This is a genomic window from Bacteroides sp. PHL 2737 (assembly GCF_004115325.2).
GTDB classification, from domain to species: domain Bacteria; phylum Bacteroidota; class Bacteroidia; order Bacteroidales; family Bacteroidaceae; genus Bacteroides; species Bacteroides hominis.
Genome location: NZ_CP040630.1, coordinates 2,153,812 through 2,166,488, shown reverse-complemented (window position 1 = coordinate 2,166,488; position 12,677 = coordinate 2,153,812). Strand labels below are relative to the sequence as shown.

At 38.1% G+C, this 12,677-nt stretch carries 6 protein-coding genes; 2 read left to right on the top strand and 4 right to left on the bottom strand.

Going from position 1 to position 12,677, the window contains the following annotated elements:
- Positions 1–10: 10 nt before the first annotated feature.
- Complete coding sequence (locus tag DBK98_RS08780; protein WP_032536636.1) at positions 11–1,261, top strand: Gfo/Idh/MocA family protein; 1,251 nt, start codon at positions 11–13, stop codon at positions 1,259–1,261.
- An 83-nt stretch (positions 1,262–1,344) separates the two neighbouring features.
- Here DBK98_RS08780 and DBK98_RS08775 read toward each other — a convergent pair whose 3' ends face one another.
- The 4 genes from DBK98_RS08775 to DBK98_RS08760 all read right to left on the bottom strand — a co-directional run bounded on the left by DBK98_RS08775 (position 1,345) and on the right by DBK98_RS08760 (position 8,470).
- Positions 1,345–3,123 carry a RagB/SusD family nutrient uptake outer membrane protein gene (locus DBK98_RS08775; protein WP_005775684.1) on the bottom strand — a complete coding sequence of 593 codons (1,779 nt, stop codon included), beginning with the start codon at positions 3,121–3,123 and terminating at the stop codon, positions 1,345–1,347.
- Positions 3,124–3,138: 15 nt separating this feature from the next.
- Entirely contained in the window at positions 3,139–6,531 is a 3,393-nt protein-coding gene (locus DBK98_RS08770; protein ID WP_005810126.1) for a TonB-dependent receptor, read from the bottom strand.
- 252 nt (positions 6,532–6,783) lie between these two features.
- On the bottom strand, positions 6,784–7,770 hold the full coding sequence (locus tag DBK98_RS08765) for a FecR family protein (RefSeq protein WP_005775675.1): 987 nt from the start codon (positions 7,768–7,770) through the stop codon (positions 6,784–6,786).
- A 124-nt stretch (positions 7,771–7,894) separates the two neighbouring features.
- Positions 7,895–8,470: an RNA polymerase sigma-70 factor gene (locus tag DBK98_RS08760; RefSeq protein WP_005810129.1), complete on the bottom strand. Its 576-nt coding sequence runs from the start codon at positions 8,468–8,470 to the stop codon at positions 7,895–7,897.
- Positions 8,471–9,360: 890 nt separating this feature from the next.
- On the opposite strand from DBK98_RS08760, the gene DBK98_RS08755 reads away from it, so the two are divergent.
- Positions 9,361–12,672: a TonB-dependent receptor gene (locus tag DBK98_RS08755; protein WP_005810137.1), complete on the top strand. Its 3,312-nt coding sequence runs from the start codon at positions 9,361–9,363 to the stop codon at positions 12,670–12,672.
- Positions 12,673–12,677 lie beyond the last annotated feature (5 nt).

Below are 12,677 nucleotides of genomic sequence, written 5' to 3'. Positions count from 1 at the left end.
CTAACCACATATGAGAACTCCTTCACAAACACATGTGCTCGGACTGGCACATCCTCCCATCCCCATTGTGCGCCTTGCTTTCATTGGGCTTGGCAATAGAGGTGTATTGACTTTACAGCGTTATCTGCAAATCGAAGGAATCGAGATTAAAGCACTATGCGAAATCAGGGAAGGTAACCTGACTAAAGCGCAGAAAATTCTCTGGGAAGCAGGCTATCCCCAGCCGGATGGTTATACCGGGGCGGATGGATGGAAACAAATGTGTGAACGGAATGATATTGACCTGGTGTTTATCTGTACCGATTGGCTGACACATACTCCCATGGCAGTTTATGCTATGGAACACGGTAAACACGTAGCTATCGAAGTTCCGGCAGCCATGACCGTAGAAGAATGCTGGAAGCTGGTAGATACAGCCGAGAAGACAAGACAACACTGTATGATGCTTGAAAACTGTTGCTACGATCCATTTGCATTGACCACACTGAATATGGCACAACAAGGTGTATTCGGAGAGATAACGCACGTAGAGGGAGCATACATACATGATCTGCGCTCTATCTACTTCGCCGACGAAAGTAAAGGAGGATTTCACAATCATTGGGGGAGGAAATATAGCATAGAGCATACCGGTAACCCCTATCCTACTCACGGCTTAGGCCCCATTTGCCAGGTACTGAATATTCATCGGGGAGACCGCATGAATTATCTCGTTTCATTATCGAGTCTGCAAGCCGGCATGACGTCGTACGCCCGTAAGACATTCGGAGAAAATTCTCCCGAAGCCCGTCAAAAGTATCGGTTGGGAGATATGAACACCACCTTGATTCACACAATGAAAGGCAAGAGTATCATGGTTCAGTATAATGTCGTCACTCCACGCCCGTACAGCCGCCTCCATACAATCTGTGGTACGGAAGGCTTTGCCCAGAAGTATCCCGTTCCCTGTATCGCCTTTGAGCCCGATGCAAGTACTCCTCTCGAAGGAAAAGCGCTTGAAGATATTATGGAACGCTACAAACACCCTTTTACAGCTACTTACGGTGCAGAAGCCCATCGGAGAAATCTGCCCAATGAAATGAATTATGTCATGGATTGCCGTTTGATTCATTGCCTGCGCAACGGGCTCCCATTGGATATGGATGTATACGATGCCGCCGAATGGTCATGCATCACAGAACTAAGCGAGCAATCGGTATTAAACGGCAGTATTCCTGTAGAAATACCGGATTTTACAAGAGGAGCATGGGAAAATAATTAAAACTATATAAAAACAAGAAAAGGGACCGGTTTTAAAACCGATCCCTTTTTTTCAATCTTTAATTAAGAGATATCTGTGTTAAATTAATATCCCGGGTTCTGATCATTTTCCAATAATGGATTAAGAGTAATGGCAGTCTGAGGGATCGGTTTCAGACGCATACGTGAACTCCATTTCATAGTTATCACGGTTTCACCATCAGGCATAGAGATAGGCACATTATTCATCTCACTTTCCCAATAAGAATCTTCATAACGAGTCATATCGTCTCCACGGAAACCTTCACCCGCCAATTCTACACGACGTTCACGACGAATCAAGTTAAGAGCTTCATCCTTAGTTAATGTAGCAGGTACATCCGGCATACCGCAACGATCACGCAAATCATTCAAGGCATCACGCACACTCTGATCATAACCCGTTGTTTGTGTATGAGCTTCAGCATAAATCAACAGAATCTCAGCATAACGAATACACGGATAGTCACCCGTAGCATTAGCATTATCTTTTGAGTCTGTAGTTAATGCAACCATCTTACGATAGTTAAAACCGGTCTTCGATTCATTGTTACCACCCTTAATCCATTCATAAGCATATCCGGCACCATAGTTTGTTTCATGCCATGTTTTGAATGGAAACAGAATAGACGCATACATACGACTATCGCGATTACGATACTCTTTCATATAGTCATATTTTGTCAATGTTCCATCAGCAGTCTTCTTAGCTACAAATGTCAGGAAAGGAGTAGAACCTTCTTCTGCTGTTTCTTTTTTTACATCGGCAACTATCTTATCATAAGCCGCAGCACGTGCCTCAATAGAAGGAGCGGCAGGAACAGTATGACCATCGGCACTCCAATAAGCATCTACCAGATTCTGTGTCGGAGTTACAGATGACCAACCTCCCAACTGATTAGGACGCATTGCTGTATAACGCACCCAATCTTCCTGATCAGGATCAACATACTGGCGAGCCAAGATATACTCAGGATTATCTACTGTAGCATTTTCAGTGAACCATAAAGATTCGTAATTAAACATGCCCTTCACAAACTTCTCTTTCGCAGCTTCATCTGCAAAATCTACATAAATAGACATCTCTTCACCTTCCTTCTTCTGAGCATCTGTAAGATTGGTGATTCTCCACAATGAATATTTACCGCTACCTATCACATCCTTAGCTGCAGCTTCAGCCACATCATATTGTCCGAAATAGAGCGCAGCTCTAGCCTTAATAGATAAAGCAGCGTATTTAGTGATACGTCCTTTTTCATTAAACTCACCACCTCCGCTGTAAGACTCAGGAAGATCTGCTGCAGCTTCTGTCAGTTCTTTAAGAATGAATTCACGAACTTTACTCACTTCATCACGCGGCACATTCGGAGTATCATAAGCAGGTACATCTGTAATGATAGGTACTTTTCCGAACGTCATAGTCATAGCTAAGTACTGTAATGCCCGCATCGTACGCACTTCAGCTTTGGTACGTGTTTTAAGTGCCGCATCCATGTCGCAATTATCTACTTCATTCAAGTACACATTACATTTGCGGATTGCTTCAAAATTCCATCCTTCATCATTCAATGCACTAAATCCATCCTGCTGGAAAATAGCTCCTGCAGACTCCCAAGAGTATTGGCAATAGCCATCAGTAGTATAAGTTTCACCATATACCCCGACTCCAGATATTGTATTGGCATATACAGCATTCAAATTGTACCAGGCATCTTTTGAAGTCTTCCAATAGGTTTCAGCTGCAATGTTAGAAGGTGGATTTACATCCAGATCGCAACTTGTAACCGTTGCACCGATCAGAGTGCAAAGCGTTAAATATTTTATTGTTTTACCAAATTGTCTCATAATAATCTTTCTTTTTTAGAATGTAACGTTAACACCAAGTGATATAGTTCTCGTTCCACGAACCATACTACCACGACCGGTAGCAGATTCCGGATCAAAATCTTTCATGCGATGATCACCACGGATAGTAAACGGATTTTCAGCTGCTACATATACTTTCAATGCATCCAGACTGATGTTGCTTAACATCGCTTTTGGGAATGTATAACCGAAAGTAATATTCTTGATTCTGAAATAGTCTGAATTAAATAACCAGAAATCAGATAAGCGGTTATTGAAAGTAGAGTGTGAGCTGGTACGAGAATAAATTCTAGGATAAGCAGCATTCGGATTCGGATTCTCGGTAGTCCATCTCTGTAAGTGCCATTTACGGGGGCTGGCATAGTCAGAGAATGCCCAAGCCTGTTCTTGCCAGAAATACACTTTAGTACCTTGAACTCCCTGCCCAAACATACTCAACTCAAAGCCTTTATATTGCAGATTCAAGTTCACACCATATGTGAATTTAGGAACATCACAACCGATAAAGTCTTTGTCACCGGCATCCAGCTTTCCATTATCATTCAAATCGACATATTTAATATCACCCGCATTAGGCTTAATACCATCAGTAATATAGTTACCACTGTCAATATCCTCTTGAGTCAATAGACCGTTTGTACGGAAACCATAAAATGTTCCGATAGGTTGTCCTACTGCTTCAATCCATGTAGAGCTACCATCATACAAATCATCTACCCCACCCAAATTAGTTACTTTGTTCCAATTACGAGTGAAGTTTGCTCCTACAGAGTAAGTAAACTCACCAATTGTATTATTATGTGTAATACCTATTTCCAGACCTTTGTTACTTACACTACCGATATTCTGTGAAGGCCAGTAATCTTTTTTAATACCGACTTCCATTGGAACTCTATAACCCAACAGGATATCATCCGTCACTTTATTATACCAGTCCGCTGTAAAACGCAGTTTACCATTCAGTACATCAAAATCAAGGCCGATATCTGTGATAGTAACGGTTTCCCATCCTAAATTCTTATTAGCGGGTTTAGCTTCAATGATACCGTTTCCTACTATATCATTAAAGTTATAGTTATCACCCTGGATATAAGAAGAGAAGTAGTCATAATCACCTACGTTGTTAATATTACCTAACTGTCCCCAAGACCCGCGGATCTTCAAATTATCAATCCATTCGATATCTTTCATAAATCCTTCCTCACTTACACGCCATCCGGCTGAGAATGAAGGGAAGTATCCCCAACGATTGTCTTTATGGAAACGTGAAGAAGCATCAGCACGCATATTTACCTCTAACAAGTAACGGTCCATCAATGTATAATTCACACGTCCGAAGTAAGACATCAATTTATTTTCATTGCTGCCACCTTCTGTATGCGTATCACTTGATGCACTTGAACCACCGTTCATATCCGTCATATTGTTAGTCGGAAAATTCTTGCGTGAAGATTTCTGTTTCTGGAACTGATAATGTTCATAAGATACACCCAGTAATGCATTGATGTTATGAATGTCTTTACTCCAAGTATAATTAGCCAGCCCATTGTATATCAAGCGGGTAGACTCTTGCCAATCATATTCCATCTTAGAGTTCTCAACAGCAACCTGTGTACCGTTCAGTTCCTGACCGGTAAGGAAATCTTTAATCTTCGAACGACTTGCAGTATATGTTTTAGCTTTGTAATCCCAAATACGGTAAGACATTTCACCCGTAACAGTCAAACCTTTTACAGGCTTCAAATCTAAAGCAAAATCCATTAAAGTATTTTGCGTTCTGCTATTCGACCAGTCGCCTGACTCAATACGCCGTAATGGATTACGTTGCATACTTACTTGTGAAGCTGGTTTACCGGCTTCATAACTACCATATTCACCATTACTTTGACGAGCCACATAAGTAGAAGGAACAGTCAACATTTCTACATAACTGACTCCACCTTTTGAATTATCGTTATAGGTTTGGTTATAGTTGATATTTGCACGGAATGCCAACCACTCCTTAACATCAGCCGAGATATTAGTAGTCATATTATAACGATCAGTAGTAGCTCCAGGAGTGAACTTGTCATTATACAAATATCCTAAAGATGTATAATATTTCACCTTATTACCTCCACTGATACTTACAGTATGCTTTGTTATTGTAGCATTATCTTTCAATACAAGATCATACCAGTTTGTATTCGGATACAAATCGGGGTCTGTACCATCACGGAATTTAGCTATTTCCTCGTCTGTATAAGGAAGTTTTGCATTAGGATTATCATTTAATGCGGCTTCGTTGGATAAACGAGCATACCATTCAGAACTCAATACGTCAGGAGTGTAAAGAGCCGATTTAAAACCTACATATCCGTCATAAGTCACCTTCAAATCACCTTCTTTACCACCTTTTGTTTTTACCAATACAACACCATAAGCAGCACGCGAACCGTAAATTGCAGAAGATGCTGCATCTTTCAAGAACGAAATGCTTTCAATAGAGTTCGGGTCAAGGCTTGAAAAGAAATTTGCATCAGCAATTGCACCGTCAATTACATACAGAGGTGATGAAGTTCCCAAGTTACCGCGACCACGGAAGTTAATACTTGTAGAACCATCCGGACGGGCAATAACCGTAACACCCGGAACCTGTCCCTGTACTGATGCTAATACGTCTGTATTTACACGACTTTTTAACTCTTCAGTACCAACAGAAGATACTGCACCTGTCAGGTTGACCTTTTTCTGAGTACCATAACCAACAACTACAACTTCATCCAAAGTTTTTGTATCTTCCTTCATTATGACATTGTAATTGTTAACTCCCGGCTTAAGTACGATGGTCTGAGGTACGTAACCGATATAAGTAATCTGAAGTTCCTTACCGGCAGTATTCAAGGTAAATTCACCTTCAATATTAGTGATAGTACCATTAGAGGTAGTACCTTTTTCTACTACAGATGCTCCGATGATGGCTTCACCCATTGCATCTTTCACGACTCCGGTAATTTTTCTCTGCTTCTGCTGTTGAACAGCCTGCACATCCTTGGCAGCTGCAGTCACAGTAGATACTACGATCTGATTATCCACGATCTTATAAGTGTATCCCGAATTCTTGAATACTTCGTTCAGTACAGTTTCGATCGGAGCATCCGACACATTGATGGATACTTTCTTGTTCAGCTTTACCTGATTGTCATTGTAGAAGAAAGTATACTCGCTTTGTTTTTCAAGTTCACGCAGTACACTCTCGATGGATACGTTTGTCTTCGTCATTGAAATCTTTAGTACTTGAGCGAAGGCACTCACAGGTACCATAGCTATCAGGCTAACTGCCAAAGCAAAAGCCAGATGCTTTTTCATTCTTTGCGGACTAAACCACCGCATGTTGCATTTTCTCATAAATACGATTAATTATTAGATTGTAATTTTGATTGATAAAGTGAGCACAGGACACTTCTAAAGCATCGCTGCACCAGGTTAACGTCATTTACGGTTTCTCTCTCATCCTTTTCTTTATTAATTTAGGTTTAAAATTTGATGTTTGGTATAAGTTCTAAACGAACTTGGTATAAATCTTATCTTTTGTCCTGTTTTCCAAGTTCCGTATGAACTTAGCTTTTATTACTATTTTTTTATTTCTTAAATCGTGTTCTACTTAAGTTCTTCGAGAACATAGTAGTCATTGCTTATTAATTTATAATTTAATGGCGCACTATGCGACATAATATTCAGAATCAGATCCAATGGTTCATTTCGCAATGTGAATGTAAAGCGATAATGATCAGCCACTTTCTGTGAGCAATCGATCTTTTGACCATACCATTTCTCTAAACGAGGTAAAATCATGGCCAATGTTTCGTTCTTGAAACTCAATCGTCCTCCAATACGCCAAGCAGAATATGAATTAGCATCTACATGATCTATACGCACATCACCGTTTGCTTGGCAAGTCAATTTTTCATTCGGACGAAGAATGTATTCTCCTTTAATTTGCTCTTTGTTATCCTTAGGTTCTACCCTAACTTTGCCATTGAGCAATACTGTTTCTACACTTTCGTCACCATCAAAACTAAAAACCTCAAATGCTGTCCCTAAAGCTGTAACATCCATATTCTTGGTTTTTACAACAAAAGGATGTCCCTTATCCGGATGAACATTAAAAAAAGCTTGTCCTGAAAGAGTTACTTCCCGCTTTTCTCCGGAAAACTCTTTAGGATATGTCAAACGACTTCCAGCATTCAACATCACCAATGTACCATCTGCCAGTCTCACTGAATCCATGGATTGGCGTCCTGAATTCAGAACATACCAAACTTTTGGATCTGATTTTCTGGATAATAACATTAAAGATAATGTTCCGCAAATTAGCAATAATGCTATGGATGCTACCCAGCTATACCGATGTAGGCTTTGCCTAAAACGTCCGCTTTTTCCTTTCTTTATTTGGTGCATAACGTTTGTTAGCATTCGTTCTTCCTTATCGACATCGGTATACATATCAGAAGTCTGTTCCCATTGACTATAAATTGCCTGATTCACAAATTTATAGTTATTAAGTTTTTCTCGCTCTTCCGGCGATAGGCCATCGGTCAGCAGCTTCTTTATTATATTCTTATTTCCTTTTGTCGCTTGTTTCATCTTTATTACCTTCTTATTACCTATCTATTTATAAATACACGCAACACCATAACATCCCCCAAAGAAAATTTAAAATCTTTAAAATAAAAGGGAAATCATGAAATAAGCTCTCTATACCTTATTATTATAGAGAAAGAAATATGATAAATAAATAGATGTTTTTACGTAAAAATTTTAAGGCTTCATTAATATGTCGCTCTACAGTTTTCTCACTGATAGACAGTCGAGTAGCTATTTCTTTATAGCTAAGGTGCTCTTCACGGCTTAAGTGAAATACTTCTTGTTGCCGAGGCGTCAGTTCAGAAATTAATTTCTTTATATAGGCCTGAAGATCGGCTGCATCCATTTCATCTTCAATATCATATTCAACTTCTGCACTACTGAGTATAGTCGTTTTATACGCATTTTCATTGAAACTTTTACGAAATTGATTAAAAATTATATTGCGGGTTATAATAAATAGAAATCCTTTGAAGCTTTCATTCTCTTTCAAGAAGATACGTGCCTCCCACAATTTTACGAAGACCTCCTGTACCACTTCTTCTACTTCGGCCATAGAAGATAGGTATAAACGGGAAAAGTTGTGAACTTTAGGCCAATACATTCTGTATAGAGCAGTAAATGCAGCTTCGTCCCCCAGTTTTAATGATACAATAAGCTCTTTCTCGGTCATAAATCTATCGGTGTGATGTGCAAACATACAATTTTTTAGGGAGAAACAATACAAATTTTAAAATAAAAATAGAGGATTTATAGCAAATGAGCGCATTTGAATATAAAAAGATGTGTTTAAATAATAATGATTATAGAAATATAAAAAAGATAGTAAAATTCATTTTAGGTTGACATAAGGGAGAGGATCTTTATATTTAGCTAACTCAGACTTTCTTTAAAAAGATGCTATAATAATTTCTTCTTGAATAAAAATACCATTATTATGCAATATAGAATTATCTTTTAAGTAAAAATACATTTTATTGCAGGATCTTATTCGTTTCCTGAATATAGGAAATTAATTCTCTATCTGTACGAAGTTAATATCCTGTTGACAAAACCTTAATTCTTTATTTGTACGAAGTTAACATCTTAAAAAGTTAGAGTTCAAAAATCTGCTTTAAGAAGCTATTTACTAATTTTTCCCGTTTACATTTCTACTATCATAAATCATCGTTAATTCACTTAATACATATCATTAAAGAGCTATATCGTTTGTTTTATCGAGCAAATACACAAAATTGGAGGCTTTATCCTATTAAATACAACTTTCTTTAACAGCAACACAGCTGTTTTTTTCCTCAGATCTTTGGTTCGGGTGCTAAAACCAGCAATACAGATGAGATAGAAAATACAAAATGATAAAAAAGCATGAAATAATCAAAATGTAAACAGGACCCAATAATAAAAATAAATAAAGGATAAAAATGCAATAGTTCTCGAAGAACTTAAGTAGAACACGATTTTACACCCTAAAAAGATTCAAATAAGAAAAATGGAAAAAACAGTGAAACATGTTAATCAAGCACGGGATTCTTAAAGGGCAACGCCTATTATTTGTTAAATTTAAATTACAATCTAATAATTATGGTATTTATGAAAAAATGCAATCAAAAGTGGTTTAATCCACAAAAAGTAAAAAAGCAAATAGCAATTGCTGTTGCTATTAGTTTAGTTTGTGCAATACCTATCAGCACATTTGCACAAGTACTCAAATTCTCAATAAAAAAGAGTAACACTTCTATCCAATCGGTATTACAAGAGTTAGAAAAAGGAAGTGAATATACTTTTTTCTATAATGATAATCAAGTGAAGTTAGATAAAAAAGTTTCTATAAATGTAGAAGATGCTCCGATAGAAGTTGTTCTAAATCAGATATTTGAAAATTCCGGGTACTCTTATAGAATAGTAGAGAATCAAATTGTTATATATACAATCCCCACCACAACTGCGCAACAAACGGTTCAACAGCAAAAACAACAAAAAGTGACCGGTGTAGTAAAAGATATTGCAGGAGATCCTATAATAGGAGCATCTATAATAGAAAAAGGATCTTCTTCAAACGGGACTATCACTAACGTGAATGGCGAATTTTCTCTTATAGTAACAGGCAATGAACTCCAGGTTAGTTACATTGGATATATTCCTCAAACCATTAATCTCAAACCGGGGGTAAGCTCTTATAATGTAATAATGAAGGAAGATACCAAAACATTAGATGAAGTAGTGGTAGTTGGGTATAGCACACAAAAGAAAGAGAGCTTGACTGGTGCGCTACAAACAGTTAAGAGCGATAAACTAAAAGATATTACTACCCCTTCAGTAGAAAATATGTTAAACGGAAAGGTTCCGGGAGTATATGTAGCTCCAGGGTCGGGACAACCCGGGTCAGGAGGAGCTGTCGTGATTCGTGGACAAGCAACTTTAAGTGGGACCACTGCTCCATTATGGGTTATTGATGGAGTGATTGTTGGTTCAAATGCCGGTGCTTTGAATCCAAGTGATATAGAAACAATGACTATCCTAAAAGATGCTGCTTCTACTGCTATTTATGGTTCACAAGGAGCCAACGGCGTTATTCTGGTAACAACCAAAAATGGTAAAGCAGAAAAGATGACAGTAAATGTCTCTGCAAAAGTTGGTATCAGTAAGTTAGGGAGAGGAAATATGGAAATGATGGATGGAGCGGAGCTATATGATTACTATAAATCATTCTCAAATCAGGAAGCGATTACTTTTTCACGTTATAATGATGAACTGCGAAATTGTAATTTCGATTGGTTTGATTTGGCTGCCCAAACAGGAGTTACCCAAGATTACAATGTTTCTTTATCCGGAGGTAATGAGAAAATCAGATCTTTCCTTTCCATCGGTGTCTATGATGAAGAAGGAGCAGTGAAAGGCTATGATTACACACGATATAACTTCCGGTTAAAAACAACCTATAACCCCTTTGAATGGTTGAGTATAAAACCTGCACTGGCAGGATCGCGACGGGATATTGAAGATAAACAGTATGATGTAACTTCCATGTTCCAAAGACTGCCATGGGATAGTCCTTTTGATGAAGAAGGGAATTTGGTTCCCAATAGATATACAGGATGGGTGAACAGTTCTAATAGCAATTATCTATACGATCTGCAGTGGAATAAATCGAACTCTACCAATTATGAATTTATGGGTAATTTAGATTTTGATATTAGAATTACTGACTGGCTGAGTTTTTCATCCGTCAATAACTATAAATACATAGGCTATAATTACAGTGAATATACAGATCCGCGCTCAAGTAGTGGAGAGGGAGTAGATGGGCGTATGCGTGAATATCAAACTACCACTGTACGTCGTTATTCTAACCATATCATACGTTTTAACAAAATGTTTGGTAAACATTCAATAAATGCGTTGGCTGCTTATGAATTCAACGATTATTGGGCTAAAGCAACAGATATGTATGGAATAGGATTTATTCCCGGTTTCGAAGTATTGGACGTGGTAGCTAAACCGGAGAAAGTTGGTGGTAGTATTAGTGAGTGGGCGGTACAGTCTCTTTTATTTAATGCAAACTATGCTTTTGATAATAAATATCTGGCACAACTATCGTTCCGTCGCGATGGAGCCTCTAATTTCGGAGATAATGCAAAATATGGAAATTTCTTTTCTATCAGTGCCGGATGGAACATTAATCGTGAGAAATGGTTTCATGCCTCTTGGGTTGATGTATTGAAATTACGTATATCTTATGGCTCGGTGGGTAACCGACCAAGTTCACTTTATCCCCAATACGATCTCTATTCAGTATCTTCTAAATATAACGAAGAATCCGGAGCCTTGATATCACAATTGGGCAATAAAGACCTTACTTGGGAAAAGACTTATACTACAGGCATCGGAGTTGACGTAGCTTTTTTTGATAATCGGTTGAGAGCAAGTTTTGACTGGTATAATAAGTACACAAGTAATATTCTATATGCAGTACCCATTTCCGGATTAGTAGGAGTGACAAGTATGTGGAAGAATATTGGTGAAATGCAAAATCAAGGATTTGAATTGTCCATTGGCGGTGATATTATCCGTACGAAAGACTGGGATTGGAATATAGAAATTAACTTGGGACATAATAAGAACAAATTAAAGAAACTCTATAAGACAAAGAACGCTGAGGGACAATTTGTAGAAAAGCCAATTATTATTTCAGATGGAACATCGATTGCAGGTACAGCCAAAAGAGTATTACAGCCAGGTTATCCATGTGATACTTATTATCTGAAAGAATGGGCAGGTGTAAACCCGGAAAATGGGGCACCTCAGTGGTATAAAACCGTAGAAAATGAAGATGGAACTTTATCACGTCAGAAAACAAGTAATTATTCTGAGGCTGATCAAGTGAAATGTGGAAGTTCATCTCCAGACATCTTTGGAGGATTTAGTACGGTACTCCGCTGGAAAGATATTGATCTGAATGCAGTATTTGGCTACTCTGTAGGAGGGCAAATCTATAATTATTCTCGCCAGGAATATGATTCAGACGGAGCATATAACGATCGAAATCAAATGAAACTTCAAAAGGGATGGAATCGTTGGGAAAAACCGGGAGATATAGCTACACATCCAGTGGCTTCTTATAGTAATACGAGTAAGTCGAACAGTTCTTCCTCGCGCTATCTTGAAAAAAATGACTATCTTAAATTGAGATCATTATCAATCGGTTACAACCTAAAATTGCCTCAATATTATATTAATAATATGAGAATTTTCTTCACTGGAGAGAACCTGTTCTGTGTTACAAATTACTCAGGCGTAGATCCGGAAATTCCGGCCAGTGATGGTTCTGTAATAGGTACTGCATTACCTTCGGTTTATCCAACTGTACGTAAATTTATGTTTGGGCTTAATTTAACATTCTAAAAGTA